Raw genomic sequence first — 19,184 nt, forward strand, 5'->3', positions numbered from 1 at the left:
TATGGAACAGGATCTGTATAAACCATACCATCTGGATAAAGCAGAAAGACGGGTAAAAGAAATAAAAAGCTTTTATGTACATGTGTTTATTTATCTGGTTTCCAATCTGGTTTGGATAATGATTTTACTGTATTACAATGAAATGTCCAGTTATACCCAATATGGCTTTTGGGGAAAGGGTTACGGACAGGTCCCTATGGCTGTTCTTTGGGGAGTTGGTATACTGATACACTGGTTTTTAGTGTTTGGTAAAAATATATCGTTTTCAAAAAAATGGGAAAGCCGAAAGATCAAACAACTCCTTGATAAGGAAAATCAGTACTGGGAATAGTTTAAAACCAATTTAAAGTTAACTTAAAAGTAATGAACGTAATAATAATAGAAGACGAAAAACCATCGGCTAGACGCTTGCAGCGTATGTTGGATAAATTGGATATTCAGGCCAAAACCCTGTTGCATTCTGTTGAAGAGTCTATTGAATGGTTTGAAAACAACCAGCATCCCGATTTAATATTTTTAGACATTCAGTTAAGCGATGGACTGTCGTTCGAAATCTTTGAATCTGTTGCCATTAAATCAGCCATTATTTTTACAACAGCTTATGATGAATACGCCTTACAGGCTTTTAAATTGAACAGTATAGATTATTTATTAAAACCTATTGACGAAAACGAACTTGAAAAAGCAATACATCAATACCGCGAAAACTTTCCGGTTAATAAACAGGTAACTTTAGATTTTAGCGATATTAAAAATTTATTGGTCAATCCCATTGAGCGTGAGTATAAAAAACGGTTTTCAGTAAAAATAGGTCAGCATTTAAAGCTGGTGAATATTGATGATATTGAATGTTTTTACAGTGAAAACAAAGGAACATATTTGCATACAGTCGATGGTAGAAATTACCTTATAGACCATACTTTAGAACAGTTGGAAGAGGAGTTGGAACCACAAACGTTTTTTAGAATAAGCCGTAAGTTTTTTGTTAACATTAATGCCATTCAAGATATAATAAGCTATACCAACTCCAGATTACAAATCAAACTGAAATCATTCGATGAGCAAGAGGTAATTGTTGCACGAGAACGTGTAAAGGATTTTAAAAACTGGTTGGAATAAACAGTATTACTCTTCTATACGATTATCATCAAATGCTGATGGTAATAACTTAGGAATAAACTTAATAACAATGGGGAGTAATAAAGCGCCACCTGGCAACAAAAAAATAGCGAGGCTAGGTATAGATTTAAATATATCGAGTAATTGGTCGTTAACTTTTTTTTGCTCGTCTTCGGTTAAATCCCGAATTGTAGACTTGGTCAAGAGTTTCATAAGCTCTTTACTTTCACGTAACTCCCTCTGCAAGCGCTTACTATTTCTAGAAATTAATTTAGTAACCATTTTACTAGAGTTGTCGTAAAAAGTCTTTACAATGTTTTTAGAGCTTAATAGCGCTATTTTATCTTTATGCTTGGCGTAAAAGACATTTATAGATTCCATGGCAGCTAAAACTTTCTTGTTGTCCAATTGTAAATCGTTGCCCAATTGTTTTAGAAATTTTTTCTCGTCCTTATCAATAACCGAATCACCCCAAGTGGCCATACAGGCTATATCAATTATGTAATACGATTCTTCTGGTGTTTTAATATTAGCAATGGCTTCAGTATAGCTTATTTTATGGATATGTTGGTAGCGTAAGGATTGTTCAAATAGGTTGATTAAGCTGTGGTCATAGTCACTTTTTTCAACTTTGGCATTTAGGGCCTCCATGACAATGGTTTCAATTGAAGACTCAAAATTCTGAATATAGGATTCAGAAATTTCATTGCGTTCCAAGAATGTTTTATAAGCTAATATATCGGTAAACAATAAAGCATTGGTGATAAAGTAGTTAAAGCTTTTGTCTATAATGTTGTCATCAATCTGTATGCGTTTATGAATAATTTTTTCCAATAAACCATTGGACTTCTTTTCTCCGAGTAATTCAGAAAAAAAAGTGGTTTTATGGGCATTAATATGAGTGTAAAAGTCAATAACACTATGCGTAAAGTCGTGTTTGCTGCCTGAAATATGGTGCGTATAATAAAATGCTATTAGGAAATTTATTTTGCAAATTTCTTCATTGGTAAAATCGTCATTCTTAATCAAGTTCCCAATAACCATAATATTGCTACCATATATAAAACCACTAGACCTTAAGGCTTCGTAAAATGGAATACCTGCAATGCTATTCACTTGTTCTAGTAGTGCAGTGTCTTTAAGTAGTTTTTTTATCCAACCATTTGCCGATGGATTCATACTCTGATTTTTATGAGGTAAAGATAATTTTTATATCCATAAGAAAAAGAGTTTTTGTCGTTAACAAAACTTTAACAAAACCACTACGGTTGTTTTTCCGTAGGTAGGTGTGAGAGTCAAAAATTAATTAACAAAAACCTCAAAATTATGAGAAACATGAAAATTTATGTAGGAATCGGAATTATTGCCATAACCGGTTTCCTATTAGTAGCAGCCGATCACATTGATGCGCCTGCAGTATCTGGTGGTACAAGCGATATCACCGACTTTTACGCCTTTCAGGCTGAAGATACCGATAATGTGGTATTTGTGGCCAATCTTCAAGGGTTATTGGCACCGGGAGCAACCGACAATGCTGCCTTTGATGAAAATGTACTTATTGAATTCAACATTGATACCAATCAGGATAATGTTGAAGATTTGGTTATTCAAGCCATACCAAGAGATGGTAAAATGTACTTTTTTGGACCAGCGGCTCCTAACACAACGGGATTAAACAGTACAATACTAACAAGCGCAACACAATCAAGTGTTGATATTTCTACAAGAATGACACCTGTTACAGAGGAAAATGCTGGTATGAAATTTTTTGCTGGGCCTCGCGATGATCCTTTCTTTATGGATTTTGCTCAATACAGTGATATTATAGCCGGAAACGCTTCAGGATTTGATAATCCAGGTAGCGATACATTTGCGGGTAGCAATGTGTTATCGGTGGTTGTTGAAGTACCTAAATCCATGGTTGGCGGTTCAGGAACCGTAAATACTTGGGTAGAATCGAAAAGAAAACAATAATAACCTTAAAGACTTAGATTATGAAAATTTTGAATATAAAAAGCACATTAATTCTAATAGTAATTTCAGCATTAAGCTTTAATTGCTCGAGTGATGACGATTATACACCACCAAATACTGGAGGAGGAAACAATGAACCTGATTTTTCAGGAGTGTATGCCCAACAAGACCAAATGGGTAGACCAGCAGTAAATACGGTATTTGTATCCAGCGATAGTAAAAATATGTTTAATACTACAATTCCATCAGAGCAAAATGCGGATTTCCAAAATATGTTTCAAACCAATTTAGAGGCTTTAAGTCCAGCTTTTGCAAACCCTGGAGATATGAACGCCCTTGGACAGGATGCCGCGGCATTCACAACATTATTGGCTACAGATGTGCTGAATTTATCTTTAGACGGAACAACAACATTTTATGATGGGACCAATGTACTTACAGGTCGTGCTTTGGCAGACGATGTAATTACAGTTGAGTTACTATTAATTTTTGGAGGTGAAGACTTTAGCGAAAACCCAACGTTGTCCAATGATAACGTTGATGCTAACGATAAACCGTTCTTAACCTCGTTTCCCTACCTAGCAGCCCCTTGGTAGGAGTATGTAATCAGAGCATACGTTTCTGTGTGCTCTGATTTTTTTTCACTAATAAAAACCACAATATGATGACATTAACAACAAACCATATAGTCGTATTAATCTGTTTTATTTTTCTAATGGGTTGTAACAATAACCCCAAGAAAATTACAGATGTCAATACTTACAATACATACCTTGAATTAGTCGAGAATGATGCGCTGCAAATGGCAAAAAGTGACTTACAATTTTGGAAAAAAAAGCTAGAAAAAGAACCTAAACAGTTTCCTTACCTGGCCAAAATTGCAGCATGTCATTCTCAATTATTTAATGATACTGGTGAAATAGTCCATCTGATTCATGCTGAAAAAGCCTTAATTCAAGTTAACGAGCGTACAAATTATAACCATGCAGGTTATTTACGATCATTGGCAAGGAATTATATTTCACAGCACCGTTTTAAAGAAGCGTTAGAACTTTTAAATAATGCAGAATTAAATGGTGAAAATATTGCAGCAACATATAAAATGTTATTTGATGTACAATTGGAATTAGGAAATGATGTTGCTGCCAAAACCTATTTGGAGCGCATTAAGGATTTTAGTGATTTTGATTATCTAATTCGTCTGTCTAAATGGAGCGATCATAATGGAAATCTCGATGCAGCCATAAAATACATGGAGAAAGCTACAGCTATAGCAGAGTCTTCAAATATTGGTACCACAAAGCAATGGGCCTATACCAATTTGGCAGATTTTTACGGACATGCTGGAGAGATTAAAAAGTCCTACAAGCATTACTTAAAGGCATTGGAATTAAATGCTAACGATGCTTATGCTAAAAAAGGGATTGCTTGGATAGTCTATTCCCATGAGCGTAACCCTGAAGAAGCCCTACGTATTTTGAATACAATAACTGAAAATTACAGCGTACCTGACTTGTATTTGTTAAAAGCAGAAATAGCTGAATTTTTAGATGAAAATAAAGATAAACGCAATAACGTGAGAGCCTATCAAAACTTGGTTTCAAATAATCTTTATGGCGATATGTACAATGCTTATAACATTGAATTATATGTAAACGAACAAGAAACCCTTGATAAGGCAATCGAATTGGCGAAAAAAGAAATTGAAAATAGACCTACAGCTCAATCTTATGATTTGCTGGCATGGAGTTATTACAAAAAAGGAGATGTTAAAAAGGCGTTAAGCATTATGGAGAATTTCGTTGTGGGTTATACTTTTGAGCCACCTGTCATGTATCATTTAGCTATTATTTATAAAGCCAATGGTTTGGACAGTAAAGCACTTGATGTCAAAAAGGAATTGGAAACCTGCATTTATGAATTGGGACCGGTTATGGAACGCGAAATCAAAAGAATTTAACCAACGGATTAACTAAAAAACATGCTTTTTAAGAATAAGATTTTCTATTTACTCATACTGTTCTGTATGTGTCACACAATGTGGTCACAAGATACTATTAAAGGATTTGTGTTTGACGAATCTGGTCAACCACTTGAAAATGCATACATCTACAATACAATGTCTACCAGTCATTCACATGCTTTGGCCAATGGATCGTTTATTCTCGAAAATAATAAACAAGGCGATACTATAAATATTGGTCTTTTAGGATACCAAAAAAAGAATATTGTAGTATCAAGTTTGCACTTTACCGAGGGAATGGAAGTGCGTTTGCAACCCAAGACTATTTTATTAAATGAGTTGGTAATAACAGAACAGGTTAATGCTTTAAACAGTGTGGCTAAAATAGATTTAGAAACCACACCAGTTAATTCATCCCAAGAGATTTTACGAAAAGTACCTGGTTTGATTATTGGTCAACATGCTGGAGGTGGTAAGGCCGAACAAATTTTTTTAAGAGGCTTTGATATTGATCACGGTACAGATATCAGCTTATCGGTTGATGGTATGCCTGTAAATATGGTGTCGCATGCACACGGACAAGGGTATAGCGATTTACATTTTTTAATTCCAGAGACTATTAATGCCATTAACTTTGGAAAAGGACCATACTATGCTAACAAAGGCGATTTTACAACGGCTGGCTATGTAGATTTTAATACCAAAGATAAATTAGAGACAAGTGAAATAAGCTTGAGTTACGGTCAGTTTAATTCTATGCGTACCCTAGGAATGTTTGACCTTTTAAAAAATAATAAACGTTCTAATGCTTATGTAGCATTGGAGTATATAGAATTTGATGGCCCTTTTGATTCGCCTCAAAATTTCAATCGTTTAAACCTTTTTGGGAAGTTCAGTACGTATCTAAAAGGTAATGATAAGCTATCATTGTCTGTATCCCATTTTACTAGCCGTTGGGATGCTTCTGGGCAAATACCACAACGTGCTGTAGATAGTGGTTTAATAACCCGTTGGGGAGCTATTGATGATACTGAAGGCGGTAATACCTCCAGAAGCAACGTAAACATAAGTTATAACGCATTACTTAAAGAGAATTTACAGTTTAAATCTAATGTGTTCTATTCTAAATATGATTTTGAACTGTATTCAAATTTCACGTTCTTTTTGGAAGACCCCATTAATGGCGATCAAATAAAGCAGCATGAAAGTCGAAACATATATGGTTTTAATACTCAATTTATTAATGACACCAAATTAGGGTCCATTGAAACACAAGTAATATCAGGGGTTGGACTGCGTATGGATCAAGTTAATGATGTAGAGCTATCGCATACCCTAAACCGAAATGAAACGTTGGATTATCTGGCTTTGGGAAATGTAAACGAAACCAACATCTATGGGTTTTTAAATGCTAATTTTGAATTGGGTAAGTTTGTTGTAGCACCAGCCTTGCGTTTAGATTATTTCAAATTCATGTACAATGACGATTTGATGGCAGCCTATGAAACCCAAGCAGAAACCAAAACCACATTAAGCCCAAAACTGAATCTGTACTTTAATCAGAATAACAATCTGCAATGGTATTTGAAATCTGGAATAGGGTTTCATTCCAACGATGCTAGGGTAGTTGTAGCTCAAAGTGGCGAAGAAATTTTACCCAAAGCTTACGGAACCGATTTAGGAACCATTTGGAAGCCCTTTCCAAAAATGGTATTCAATACCGCCTTATGGTATTTGTTTTTAGAGCAGGAGTTTGTGTATGTTGGTGATGCCGGAATTGTAGAGCCTAGTGGAAAATCGCAACGTTATGGTCTGGATATTGGGTTACGCTATCAATTTACAGACTGGTTGTATTTTGATACCGATGCTACCTTTACTCATGCACGAAGCATAGATGAACCTAAAGGAGCCGATTACATTCCGTTGGCGCCCGATTTTACCCTTACAGGAGGTTTGGCAATTAACGATCTAAAGGGCTTTTCGGCAGGCATACGTTATAGATATGTAGATGATAGACCAGCCAACGAAGATAACTCCATTGTGGCCGAAGGTTATTTTGTAACCGATGTAAACATGAATTATGCATTGACCCAAAATTTGAGTTTAGGTATGGTAATAGAAAATGTTTTCGATACCGAGTGGAACGAAACCCAATTTGCCACCGAATCGCGATTGCAAAATGAATTGGAACCTGTTGAAGAAATACATTTTACGCCAGGAACACCTTTTTTTATTAAAGGTATAGTAAGCTACCGGTTTTAAGAATTTGTTGTTAATGAAGAAGCTAACAAATATCTGAAGTGTTTTTGCTAAGACGTTTGTTAAGTGTTTTTGTTAGTTGAAAAGTGTCTGTTTTTGCAGACGCTTTTTTTTGGTTATTTTTTATTTATGTTGGAGTAAAATTCAAAATAGCGTTTAAAAGTAATGATACCATCATTCAAATCGTAGCCTTACTTTCTAGATTATTTAGATTAACCGTTATTTATTAATATGAAATATTAAGGAGTAGTTTGAACAGCGCCCAAAGTATATAACTGCTCCATAGTTGGTGTTTCACTACCACCAGCAGGTTCTAAGGTAATACCAAAAGCTTCAGAAGCGTTGGTATTTGTAATAGTAAATACTTTGTTGTCATCATTTGCAAAATCGTCTAGAGTTCCCAAACTGGTTGGTGAAAGAGGGCTTAATGTTAAAGACCAAACCTGATATACTTTGCCTCTAGGTGGTTCAGGTAGGCCTTGGGCATCTAAATAAATCGTGTTGGCTTTTTTGTCCCAATAAACCTTGGCATAGGCTTCTGGATATACGTCTTGGCCAGGAAGTGGTACAGCAATAATCTCTTTGTCTCGTATAACATCAAGAAGTTTGTTAGCTTCTTTTAAATTAGCACGTGCGGTATGTATTTGTTCTTCTAGCAGCTGATTATCTATATGCTGCTTATTAATTTCGGCTTCTACCGTTTTAATTTCAGTTTGTAGAGCACGGTTTTGATTTAACAACCAAATAAGGCCACCTGCCAATAATACAGATGCTGCCCAACCTGTATAGGCAAGCCAATTCGTTTTAGGTTGGCGAGGTAAAGTCACCACTTGAGAATCTGATGTATTCAAGCCAAGGGCCTCTTTTACAGCAGGAAATATATATTTAGAATCTGTTGGGCTAGTAGCAGCAGTTAGTTTAATAATAGCGGCTTCAATTTTTAAGACTTCATCTAAAATATCAGGATTTTTTAAAAGCTTTTGGTACACGGCTTCGTTTTCTGCTTCAGAAAGTGCTCCGGCAACATAAAGTTCCAATATTCCAGATTCTATGTATTCTTTATTTGTCATGGTGATACATCCAACATATTTCGCAATTCATTAATACAGTTTCTATTGCGTGTTTTTATAGTACCAATTGGCATTTCTAGCGTTTTTGAAGCTTCTTTTTGAGTATACCCTTTAAAGTACAACAGCTCAATAACTTCTATACATTTCTTGGCTAACTTTTTTACAAATTTCTTAATGCCAATGGCATCCGTTTGGCTGTTTAGATTATCCTGGTTTTCAAGAATATCTACGAAAAAAGTAGCATCAAGGTTTTTTTTTGAGTTTTTAAAGGTTTTAGACCGTGTTTTATCAATGGCTGCATTTCGAGCAATATTTATAAGCCATGTAAAAAACCTCCCCTTTTTAGCCGAATAGCTACTGGCATTGTGCCAAGCTTTAATAAACACATCCTGCATAACTTCTTCAGCTATATCATTATCACGAACAATATTGTAAATAACACCATGCATACTGTCACTGTACATATTATAAAGTGCTTCGAAAGCTTTTTCGTCTTTGCTTTGAAATTTTGAAACCAGAAGTTCTAACTGCATGCAGGACTTATTTTTTACCAAAGTAGGGATTAATTGGCAATAAAAAAAGCTACCGTTTAGGTAGCTTTCTTTATAATATTTAACTTTTTTAATCTTCTATAACACCTGCACAGCTGATACGTGCTCCAGCAGCACCAGAGGGTTGTGAGGTAAAATCATCGGCTCCTTGATGAACAATAATAGCTTTGCCTAATATATCTTTAGCTGGATCACCACAACCAATACACCATTGGTCTGTAGTAAATGAAATAGTACCATTACCTTTATCATCAGCATTAAAGTTACCGATATCGCCTTTATGGTATCCGGCTTCAGCCCCCCATTCTCCGTGAGGTTGTCCTGTTGGGTTCCAGTGACCACCAGTGGATGTTCCATCTTCTGATGAACAATCGGCTGTTTCATGCAAATGAATGGCATGTGAGCCTGGTTCTAATTCAGACATAACAGCCACCATATTAACTTCGCCGTTTTCTTGCCTAAAAACAGCACTACCCGTTACATTACTACCGCTTTTGGCATTTAAAGCGACTTTTATTTTCTTAACTTCAACAGTGGTTTCAATTGTTGCGGGAGCTTCAATTTCAGTCGTTTCGGTTTCAACTACTTTTTCGGTTTCTTTTTTATCATTTTTACACGATAGTGTGGCTACAATAACACAGGCTGTAAATAATAAACTTATTTTTTTCATGGTTTAATTTTCGTTTTTAGTTACCCTAAAATTACACATTATTTAACTCATATTAAAATGTGCTTATGTAAGAATATGACAATTATCATATTATATTATATCTAATCGCGATAATTTTGGACTATAATAAAAAGGTATGTCTAGCAAATTAGTGAACAAATATAATATTCCGGGACCGCGTTATACGAGCTATCCAACAGTTCCATATTGGGATGAGTCTAGTTTTTCTAAAGAAAAATGGCTAGATTCTGTTTCTGCTTCTTATCAAGAAAGTAATGGTTCAGAGGGTATAAGTTTATATATTCACTTACCATTCTGTGAAAGTTTATGTACCTTCTGCGGTTGCAACAAACGTATTACCAAGCGTCATGAGGTTGAAACGCCTTATATAGATTATGTGCTAAAAGAATGGCAATTATATTACGACCATTTTAAAACTAAACCTATAATTAAAGAATTGCATTTAGGAGGTGGTACGCCAACATTTTTCTCCCCAGAAAATTTAGAACGTTTACTCAAGGGAATTTTTAGTAAAGCCGAGATAGCCCAAGAACATGAGTTTAGTTTTGAAGGCCACCCAAATAATACAACGCGCGAGCACCTACAAACGTTATATAATTTAGGATTCAGACGCGTAAGTTTTGGTGTTCAGGATTACAATCTTGAAGTACAAAAAGCTATACATCGTATCCAACCGTTTGATAATGTAAAGTACGTTACAGAAACAGCTAGGGAAATAGGCTATACATCAATAGGGCATGACATTATTTTTGGTTTGCCATTACAATCTATAGTCCATGTAAAAGAAACTATAGAAAAAACTAAGCAGCTAAAGCCTGATCGTATAGCGTTTTACAGTTATGCACATGTGCCTTGGATAAAAGGTAACGGACAACGCGGATTTAGTGAAAACGATTTGCCTACAGCTAGCGTTAAACGCCAGCAATATGAATTAGGTAAACAATTATTGTCAGATTTGGGTTATCATGAAATAGGTATGGATCATTTTGCTTTACCAACGGATACCTTATATAAGGCCACAGAATCTAAAACCTTGCATCGTAATTTTATGGGCTACACGGCTTCCAAAACGCAAATGATGATTGGTTTGGGTGTATCATCAATTAGCGATAGTTGGTATGGTTTTGCTCAAAATGCAAAGGATATTAAAACATATTACAACTACTTAGACCAAAACGAATTGCCGGTTTTTAGAGGTCATATTTTAACACATGAAGACCTTGTGATTCGTAAGCATATTTTAAATTTAATGTGCCAGTTTGAAACATCATGGACAAATCAAGATTTATATTGTAACGAAATACCTGATGTCCTCATTAAATTAAAACCATTAGAGGATGATGGATTAATTGAAATAAACGCAAAACAAATACTAATCAACGAAAAAGGAAAACCATTTGTACGCAATGTTTGCATGGCATTCGATTTGTTGTTGCAACGTAAGCAACCCAATTCACAATTGTTTTCTATGACTATTTAATACGATTTATTAACCTTACTTAAACTTTAAAAAGATGAAAAAAATTATTGTACCTATAGATTTCTCCGAATATTCAGATTATGCATTGGAAACAGCAGCCATTTTAGCAAAAAAGAATAATGCTGAAATTTTAGCTCTGCACATGTTAGAAATTTCAGATGCTATTTTAACAAAAAACGACAACGAAATGAAAATGGAAACGGTATTCTTTTTAAAGTTAGCCGAAAAGCGTTTCAATGAGTTTTTAGAGAAAGATTATTTAGAAGGCGTAAACGTTACTCCAATTGTTAAGCACTTTAAAGTGTTTAGTGAAGTTAATGATGTAGCCAAGGAACACGATGCTGATTTAATTGTTATGGGTTCACATGGTTCTAGTGGGCTGAAAGAATTTTTTGTTGGTTCCAATACAGAAAAAGTAGTGCGACACGCCGAAATACCCGTATTGGTTACAAAACATAACCCTATTTTAACCGACTTTGAAAATATCGCTTTTGCTTGCGATTTTTCAGATGAAGCTGTTGAGCCTTATTTGCGAGCATCTAGAATGTTTGACAGTCTAGGATCAAAAATGCATTTGGTTTATGTAAACCTACCAAGTGAAAGCTTTAAAAGTTCTTCAGAAATGGAAGGAAAAGTGGTTTCATTCCTCAAAAAAGCTAATGGCAATTTAGATAAATTGGATTCAGTTAAATATGTAGCTGATTATACAGTAGAAAAAGGAATTTTGAATTTTGCCAATGTAATAGGAGCTGATTTAATAGCTGTTGCCACCCATGGTCGTAAAGGTTTGGCACACTTCTTTGAAGGAAGTATTTCAGAGGATATTGCTAACCACTCTATGTTGCCTGTAATGAGTTTTAAAATGTAATTAATAGCAAGTTTAGTTAGTGTTTTTAAAATAAGAGGTGTAGTTAATATCTACACCTCTTATTATTTAAAGAGTTTTTTTGACAGATAAAGAACTTTTAAAAACTTAAATAGGATAAAAATATCCGAAATATGATTTTTATCATGTTTTTAAAGTTGTGCAGACAGTAATTTTGTGATATAAACAATAATTAACATGAAAACAACACTAAGATTAATGACCCTATTATTTGCTGCACTTGTATTAAGCTGTGGAGGCAAAGAAGAAAAGAAAGAAGAGAAATTCTCTTATGAAAAGAAGTCGACAAAAACTGAAGCGGTTACAAAAAAAGAAGAAAAAGTACCAGCTTCCAAACGCGTTGATTTAACTAATAAGGGAGTCGGACCAATTACTTCGGTTGAATTGGCCGCAGATATAGATCAAGCTATGGCTGCACAAGGTCAGGAGGTATTCAAAAAAATGTGTACAGCTTGCCACAGAGCAGATAAAAAATTCATTGGACCTGCACCAACAGGAATAACAGAACGTCGCTCTCCAGAGTGGATTATGAACATGATTCTAAATCCTGAAGAAATGGTGCAAAAAGATGCTTTGGCCAAAGAATTACTAATTGAGTTTAATGGTTCGCCAATGGCCAATCAAAACTTAACAGAAGAAGAAGCTAGATCTGTATTAGAATACTTTAGAACACTAAAATAATTTGAATATGAATACATTTAAACAGTTAGGTCTTGTTTTGGCATGTATAAGTTTATTTTTTGCATGTAAAAACGAGAACCAAGAAGCCCCAAGCACAACTTCAGTAGCAGATACTGAAGAGAAAGTTGCAGAACGATCTGGTCAAGCATTTATTCAAGACGATGAGGGAACACCAAATTGTCTTCAAATTGCTATAGGTTCTCCTGACCATACCACACTAGTTGCAGCAGTACAAGCAGCACAAGTAGAGAATGCTTTAGTTAACGTAGGGCCACTTACAGTTTTTGCACCAACTAATGAGGCCTTTGCGGCATTGCCAGAAGGAATAGTTGATAACTTATTAAAACCAGAAAACAAAGACGCTTTAGCTAACATTTTAAAGTATCATGTTACACCTGGTAATTTAAGCACAACAATCCTTACAAAACTATCAAAACTTGGACAAGCCAATAACCAAAATGTCCCAGTTGAGGTGGTTGATGGAAAACCAGTAATAGGAGGCGCAAATATTATTGCCAGTGTTCCTGCTGGGAATGGTATTGTTCACGTAATCGATAAAGTTTTATTACCGCCTTCAGAATAATAAATCACTAACCTTATTTAATAAAAAACAATGAAGAATATTTTAAAATCAATTGCTGCACTTGTAACAGTTTTAATAGCATTTACAAGTTGTAACGACACCAAAAAATCAGATTCTAAATCTGGTGCTTTAGCGAGTAATGTAGCCGAAAAAGTATATGTGGCTCCTGGAGAACATGATGAATTTTACGCTTTTATTTCAGGTGGATTTAGTGGGCAGTTATCTGTTTACGGTTTACCATCAGGGCGTTTATTTAAAGTGATTCCTGTTTTCTCCCAAGATGCAGAAAAAGCTTGGGGTTATAATGAAGAAACCAAACCCATGTTAGAAACCTCTCATGGTTTTGTACCTTGGGATGATGCTCACCACCCGGATATTTCACAAACTGCAGGAGAAATAGATGGTCGTTGGGTTTTCATAAATGGTAATAATACACCTCGTATAGCAAAAGTAGATTTATCAACTTTTGAGACTACAGAAATTATTGAAATACCAAATAGTGCTGGTAACCACAGTTCGTCTTTTGTGACTGAAAATACCGAATATGTTGTAGCTGGTACACGTTTCTCTGTGCCAATTCCACAACGTGATATGCCTATTAAAGATTATAAAGGAAACTTTAAAGGATCATTAACCTTTATATCTGTTGAGCCAGAACATGGACACATGGATATAAAATTCCAATTAATCATGCCAGGATTTGATTATGATTTATCGCATCCAGGTCGTGGAAAATCACATGGTTGGTTTTTCTTTACCACTTATAACACAGAAGAGGCTAGTACACTTTTAGAGGTTAATGCGTCTCAAAATGATAAGGATTTTATAGCAGCTGTAAACTGGAAGAAAATTGAAGAATATGTGAATAATGGTGGTGGTACCATGATGCCTGCCAATTACGCACATAATGTTTATGACGAGTCTACACACATGGCAACATCAACCCTAAAAAAAGAAGTGCTTACGGTTAATCCGTTAGACGTTCCTGGAGCGGTATTCTTATTGCCAACACCTAAATCACCACATGGTTGTGATGTAGATCCAACGGGCGAATATATAGTAGGTAACGGTAAGCTTTCGGCCAATTTAACAGTACACTCGTTTACTAAAATGCTTGATGCTATTGAGAATGAGAAATTTGCTGGTGATGCCTATGGAATACCAATCTTAAATTTTGAAGATGTATTGGCAGGTTCTGTTGAACAACCAGGATTAGGACCTTTACATACTGAATTTGATGGGAAAGGAAATGCTTATACAACATTCTTTATTTCATCAGAAGTGGTAAAATGGAAGTTAGGTACTTGGGAAGTGGTAGATAGACAACCTTGTTACTACTCGGTTGGTCACTTAATGATTCCTGGAGGTAACTCTCAAAAACCATGGGGTAAATATGTCGTAGCTATGAACAAAATTACTAAAGACCGTTATTTACCAACTGGTCCAGAAGTAACACAATCGGCTCAATTGTACGATATTTCAGGTGAAAAAATGGAGCTATTATTAGATTTTCCAACCATTGGAGAACCGCACTATGCTGCAGGTTGCCCAGCCGATTTAATTAAACCACGATCTAAAAAATTATTCCCACTTGAAGAGAATAATCACCCTTATGCTGCTAAAAGTGAAGCGGATACTAAAGTGGTAAGAGATGGCAATATTGTTCATGTCTACATGACCATGATTCGTAGTCACTTCGCACCAGATAATATTGAAGGTGTTAAAGTAGGAGACAAGGTATATTTCCATGTTACCAATTTAGAACAAGATTATGATGTGCCGCATGGTGTTAGTATGATAGGAGCCAACACTTCAGAATTATTGATTATGCCAGGACAAACGGAAACCTTCCTTTGGGAACCAAAACAAGAAGGTGTATGGCCGTTTTATTGTACAGACTTCTGTTCAGCATTACATCAAGAAATGCAAGGCTATGTACGTGTGTCTGCAGCAAATGCAAATACGCCATTAAAATGGTCTCTTGGTGAGGATATAGAATAAAACAAATTAGGAGAATTTTGTTTTAGTGTTTATTTTCCTATCAAAGGCGAGAGCTATCATTTCGCTCTCGCCTTTCTATTAAAACACTAATTATTCAGAGACATCAGATTTTTTAAACCACTAATTCCTATCATAATGAAAAAGTCAAATATAATCATGCTATTGGCCGCCATATTACCGCTCGGACTTTTCTTGTTTCCACTTTGGAAAATTACATTAGAAGCGCCACAATATCCTACGCCTCTAGGGATGTATATTTATATTAATGATTTTGCTGATGCCAATCCGCATGATATCAAGAATATCAACCTTATGAACCACTATGTAGGGATGAAATATATTCCTGAAGCTATTCCTGAATTTAAAATATTTCCTGCAGGTATTCTTGTAACAACAGTAATAGGGTTAATTATTGCCTTTAAAGGTAATTACAAGTGGTTTTTATATTGGTTTATATTGATGATTGTGTTAAGTAGCGCAGGGCTTTATGATTTTTACCTGTGGGAACACGATTATGGACATAATCTAGACCCAAGAGCAATCATGAAGTTTACGAATCCAGATGGTACGCAAATGGGCTTTCAGCCACCATTGTTTGGTACAAAGGATATATTAAATTTTAGAGCACATTCTTATCCGCGTTTAGGAGCTTACTTTTTAGCTCTTGGAATAGGCACATCATTGATAGCATACCTTGTAGGTAAGAAAAATCATAAAAAATATTCAGATGTATAGAAGGCTATAAAAAAAGCAAAACACTAAAACACTAAAAAATGCAAACACTAAAACAATACCTAGTTCTTCTATTTATAGTATTTTTGGTAAGCTGTAATGTGTCGCCAAAACCAATTGATTATGGTAATGATGGTTGCCACTTTTGTAAAATGACCATAGTAGATAAATTGCATGCAGCAGAAATAGTAACCAAAAAGGGTAAAATATATAAATTCGATGCAACTGAATGCATGATTAATTTTAGGGATGAGTTTGACACTTCTGAAATTAAATTATACTTATCCAATAATTATTCAGAACCCGAGGAATTAATCGATGCTACACAAGCTACATTTTTAATAAGTAAGAATGTGCCAAGCCCTATGGGTGCTTTTCTATCGGCTTTTAAAAGTAGGGGAGAAGCTCAAAAAGTTCAATCTGAAAAAGAGGGTACGCTTTACACTTGGCAAGAACTATTAACACATTTTAAAGACTAGCCATGAAGCTAAAGCTCTTATTTACAGCTATCATGTTTATGGTAACTTCTTTAGGTGCGCAAACAATTAATGTATGCAACAGCTGTGATGTTACCTCTTTAACCCGTGCCATTTCTTTGGCAAAGCCTTTTGATACTGTAATTGTAAAAAAAGGGACTTATAAAGAACATAACATAGTAATAGATAAGCCCTTAACTTTGGTTGGTAAAAACTATCCGGTTATTGATGGCGAATTAAAAGGTGAAGTCATTACTATAATTTCTGATAGTGTTACTGTAGATGGCCTGTTTATCATTAATGTCGGGACAAGTTATACTGAAGATTATGCGGCTATTCGTGTTAAAAAAAGCAAACACTTTACAATACAAAACCTGGTTTTAGAGAAACTGTTTTTTGGTATTTATCTTGAGAAATCTAGTTACGGTAAGGTATATCATAACAAAATAATTGGTGATGCTGTAGAAGAGTACAATTCTGGAAATGGTATCCAATTGTGGTATAGCCATTATGTAGATATAGAGCATAATTTTGTTGAACATGTTCGTGATGGTATTTATCTGGAATTTTCAGATAATTGTGTTATTAAAAACAATGTTAGCGCAGAAAATTTGCGATATGGATTGCATTTCATGTTTTCTAATGATGATATCTATCAAGACAATACCTTTGAAAATAATGGAGCAGGAGTAGCCGTTATGTTTTCAAAGAAAATCAAGATGTTGAATAACCAGTTTCGGGAAAATTGGGGAACAGCATCTTACGGATTATTGTTAAAAGAAATAAACGATGCCGAAATTATAGGGAACACGTTTGAAGAGAACACCATTGGTATTAATTTGGAAGGTTCTAACCGAATTACCTATAAAAACAACAATTTTACCAATAATGGTTGGGCCATAAAAGTGAGGGGTGCCTGCTATACCAATCATTTTGTTGAGAATAACTTTTTATACAACTCCTTTGATATTTCATACAACAGTAAGGTTAACGATAACATTTTTGATAAAAATTATTGGAGTAATTATACAGGCTACGATTTGGATAAGGATGGCATAGGCGATGTACCGTATAGGCCTGTTAAACTATTTTCATATATCGTAAATCGCACGCCAGAAACTATTATTCTGTTGCGTAGTTTATTTATAGATATTATTGATTTTTCAGAAAAAGTGTCGCCGGTATTTACACCAGACAATCTTATGGACAACAACCCACAAACAAAGCGTATAACATGGTAAGTATAGAAAATCTACATAAAAAGTTTGGTAAGAATGAAGTGCTTAAAGGTGTTGACTTAAACATTAAAAGTGGCGGTATTTTTGCAGTGCTTGGCCCAAATGGATCTGGGAAAACCACCTTAATCAAGTCGGTGCTTGGCATGGTTATTCCCAATAAAGGGACTATTACGGTTCAAGGTGAGAATATTAAGAAGAATTCAAGTTACAGACATAAGATTGATTACTTACCGCAAATTGCCAACTTTCCAAGCAATTTAAAAGTAAAGGAACTTATCAGAATGATTAAGGATTTGCGAAACCACACCAATGACGATCATAACCTTATTCAACTTTTTAAACTAGAACCATTTTTAGATAAAAAACTGGGAAACCTTTCTGGCGGTACCAAGCAAAAAGTAAACATAGTATTAACCTTTATGTTTGATAGTCCACTCATTATTTTAGATGAACCTACAACAGGGTTGGACCCTATTTCATTAATTCGATTAAAGGAATTGATTCAGAAAGAAAAAAGTAAAGGAAAAACAATACTCATAACATCTCATATTATGAGTTTTGTTGAAGAAGTGTCTGATGAAATTGTGTTTTTGTTGGAAGGCAAAATCTATTTTAAGGGTACCATATCAGAATTAAAAACCAAGACCAATCAGCCAGATTTCGAACATGCTATTGCGTCCATATTAACAGATAACCATGCTTAAAATTTTAAAATATAGTTTTTTCGATCTCATGCGTAGCCGTTGGAGTTATGTTTACTTTGGGTTTTATCTGCTTTTGGGAGTGGTCCTTTTGTTCCTTAACAACGATTTGTCTAAAGCAGTCATTACTTTAATGAACGTTATCATTGTGCTAGTACCACTTATAGGAACCATTTTTGGCGTCATGTATTACTATAATTCCAAAGAGTTTACTGAATTACTATTGGCTCAACCACTTAAACGATCATCCATATTTTTGGGTCAGTATTTGGGTGTTGCTTTGTCTTTGTCTATGAGCTTAATATTAGGTTTAGGTATTCCATTTGTATTTTATGGTTTGTTTAAGAGCAATGCCATTTGGGATTTTTCATTATTACTTATAACCGGAACATTTTTAACCCTCATATTCACGGCATTGGCATTCAATATTGCCTTGTCTAATGAAAACAAAATAAAAGGTTTTGGTTACGCTATTTTGTTGTGGTTGTTTTTGGCCATTATTTATGATGGAATTTTCTTAATGACCTTAATATTTTTTGAAGATTATCCTTTAGATAAATTATCCTTGGTTGGTACAATGCTTAATCCTATCGATTTGTCCAGAACTTTAATTTTATTAAAACTGGATATTTCAGCACTTTTAGGATATACGGGTGCTATATTCAAGCAATTTTTTGGTACTAGTTTTGGATTGGTGGTGTCGTTTGTAATGCTCGTAATTTGGGTTGTTCTACCCGTATTGCGAATCATGTTTAAATCTAAAAGAAAAGATTTTTAGG

The 19,184-nt window shown here is 34.9% G+C and carries 20 protein-coding genes; 16 read left to right on the top strand and 4 right to left on the bottom strand.

The window, feature by feature from the left end; all coding sequences use genetic code 11:
- Position 1: 1 nt before the first annotated feature.
- Positions 2-331: a 2TM domain-containing protein gene (locus K7G76_RS14375; protein ID WP_223034920.1), complete on the top strand. Its 330-nt coding sequence runs from the start codon at positions 2-4 to the stop codon at positions 329-331.
- Positions 332-363: 32 nt separating this feature from the next.
- Positions 364-1,119, top strand: a complete 756-nt coding sequence (locus K7G76_RS14380) for a LytR/AlgR family response regulator transcription factor (protein WP_223034921.1) — start codon at positions 364-366, stop codon at positions 1,117-1,119.
- A gap of 6 nt (positions 1,120-1,125) precedes the next feature.
- On the opposite strand, the gene K7G76_RS14385 is transcribed toward K7G76_RS14380, so the two are convergent.
- Positions 1,126-2,298 (bottom strand): LETM1-related biofilm-associated protein, encoded by a 1,173-nt coding sequence (locus K7G76_RS14385; RefSeq protein ID WP_223034922.1) that lies wholly within the window; start codon positions 2,296-2,298, stop codon positions 1,126-1,128.
- 147 nt (positions 2,299-2,445) lie between these two features.
- Here K7G76_RS14385 and K7G76_RS14390 point away from each other — a divergent pair, with 147 nt between their 5' ends.
- From K7G76_RS14390 to K7G76_RS14405, 4 genes are all read left to right on the top strand, one after another.
- Complete coding sequence (locus K7G76_RS14390) at positions 2,446-3,093, top strand: DUF4331 family protein (RefSeq protein WP_223034923.1); 648 nt, start codon at positions 2,446-2,448, stop codon at positions 3,091-3,093.
- A 20-nt stretch (positions 3,094-3,113) separates the two neighbouring features.
- Complete coding sequence (locus tag K7G76_RS14395; RefSeq protein ID WP_223034924.1) at positions 3,114-3,689, top strand: DUF4331 family protein; 576 nt, start codon at positions 3,114-3,116, stop codon at positions 3,687-3,689.
- Between the two features lie 65 nt (positions 3,690-3,754).
- Positions 3,755-5,053: a tetratricopeptide repeat protein gene (locus K7G76_RS14400; protein WP_255573043.1), complete on the top strand. Its 1,299-nt coding sequence runs from the start codon at positions 3,755-3,757 to the stop codon at positions 5,051-5,053.
- Positions 5,054-5,119: 66 nt separating this feature from the next.
- Positions 5,120-7,318, top strand: a complete 2,199-nt coding sequence (locus tag K7G76_RS14405; protein ID WP_255573044.1) for a TonB-dependent receptor — start codon at positions 5,120-5,122, stop codon at positions 7,316-7,318.
- Positions 7,319-7,554: 236 nt separating this feature from the next.
- On the opposite strand, the gene K7G76_RS14410 is transcribed toward K7G76_RS14405, so the two are convergent.
- The 3 genes from K7G76_RS14410 to K7G76_RS14420 all read right to left on the bottom strand — a co-directional run bounded on the left by K7G76_RS14410 (position 7,555) and on the right by K7G76_RS14420 (position 9,606).
- Positions 7,555-8,385 (bottom strand): anti-sigma factor, encoded by an 831-nt coding sequence (locus tag K7G76_RS14410; RefSeq protein WP_223034926.1) that lies wholly within the window; start codon positions 8,383-8,385, stop codon positions 7,555-7,557.
- Positions 8,382-8,918, bottom strand: a complete 537-nt coding sequence (locus K7G76_RS14415; protein WP_223034927.1) for an RNA polymerase sigma factor — start codon at positions 8,916-8,918, stop codon at positions 8,382-8,384. The genes K7G76_RS14410 and K7G76_RS14415 overlap by 4 nt, the downstream gene beginning before the upstream one ends.
- 88 nt (positions 8,919-9,006) lie before the next feature.
- Positions 9,007-9,606, bottom strand: coding sequence for a superoxide dismutase family protein (locus K7G76_RS14420; protein ID WP_223034928.1), 600 nt, complete (start codon positions 9,604-9,606; stop codon positions 9,007-9,009).
- 136 nt (positions 9,607-9,742) lie between these two features.
- Here K7G76_RS14420 and hemN point away from each other — a divergent pair, with 136 nt between their 5' ends.
- The 10 genes from hemN to K7G76_RS14470 all read left to right on the top strand — a co-directional run bounded on the left by hemN (position 9,743) and on the right by K7G76_RS14470 (position 19,183).
- The gene (gene hemN / locus K7G76_RS14425; protein ID WP_223034929.1) at positions 9,743-11,107 is read left to right on the top strand and encodes an oxygen-independent coproporphyrinogen III oxidase; all 1,365 of its coding nucleotides are present in this window, start codon (positions 9,743-9,745) and stop codon (positions 11,105-11,107) included.
- Between the two features lie 34 nt (positions 11,108-11,141).
- A complete protein-coding gene (locus tag K7G76_RS14430; RefSeq protein WP_223034930.1) occupies positions 11,142-11,975 on the top strand; it encodes a universal stress protein in 834 nt (277 codons plus the stop codon).
- A 195-nt stretch (positions 11,976-12,170) separates the two neighbouring features.
- Positions 12,171-12,674, top strand: coding sequence for a c-type cytochrome (locus K7G76_RS14435; protein WP_223034931.1), 504 nt, complete (start codon positions 12,171-12,173; stop codon positions 12,672-12,674).
- 7 nt (positions 12,675-12,681) lie between these two features.
- Positions 12,682-13,257, top strand: coding sequence for a fasciclin domain-containing protein (locus K7G76_RS14440; RefSeq protein WP_223034932.1), 576 nt, complete (start codon positions 12,682-12,684; stop codon positions 13,255-13,257).
- A gap of 30 nt (positions 13,258-13,287) precedes the next feature.
- Entirely contained in the window at positions 13,288-15,258 is a 1,971-nt protein-coding gene (nosZ, locus tag K7G76_RS14445; protein WP_223034933.1) for a Sec-dependent nitrous-oxide reductase, read from the top strand.
- Between the two features lie 135 nt (positions 15,259-15,393).
- Entirely contained in the window at positions 15,394-15,993 is a 600-nt protein-coding gene (locus tag K7G76_RS14450) for a hypothetical protein (protein ID WP_223034934.1), read from the top strand.
- A gap of 38 nt (positions 15,994-16,031) precedes the next feature.
- Positions 16,032-16,469: a nitrous oxide reductase accessory protein NosL gene (locus K7G76_RS14455; protein WP_223034935.1), complete on the top strand. Its 438-nt coding sequence runs from the start codon at positions 16,032-16,034 to the stop codon at positions 16,467-16,469.
- Between the two features lie 2 nt (positions 16,470-16,471).
- A complete protein-coding gene (locus K7G76_RS14460) occupies positions 16,472-17,707 on the top strand; it encodes a nitrous oxide reductase family maturation protein NosD (RefSeq protein ID WP_223034936.1) in 1,236 nt (411 codons plus the stop codon).
- Entirely contained in the window at positions 17,701-18,408 is a 708-nt protein-coding gene (locus K7G76_RS14465; RefSeq protein WP_223034937.1) for an ABC transporter ATP-binding protein, read from the top strand. The genes K7G76_RS14460 and K7G76_RS14465 overlap by 7 nt, the downstream gene beginning before the upstream one ends.
- The gene (locus tag K7G76_RS14470) at positions 18,401-19,183 is read left to right on the top strand and encodes an ABC transporter permease (protein WP_223034938.1); all 783 of its coding nucleotides are present in this window, start codon (positions 18,401-18,403) and stop codon (positions 19,181-19,183) included. The genes K7G76_RS14465 and K7G76_RS14470 overlap by 8 nt, the downstream gene beginning before the upstream one ends.
- Position 19,184 lies beyond the last annotated feature (1 nt).

The organism is Hanstruepera marina (assembly GCF_019880635.1).
Taxonomy (GTDB): domain Bacteria; phylum Bacteroidota; class Bacteroidia; order Flavobacteriales; family Flavobacteriaceae; genus Hanstruepera; species Hanstruepera marina.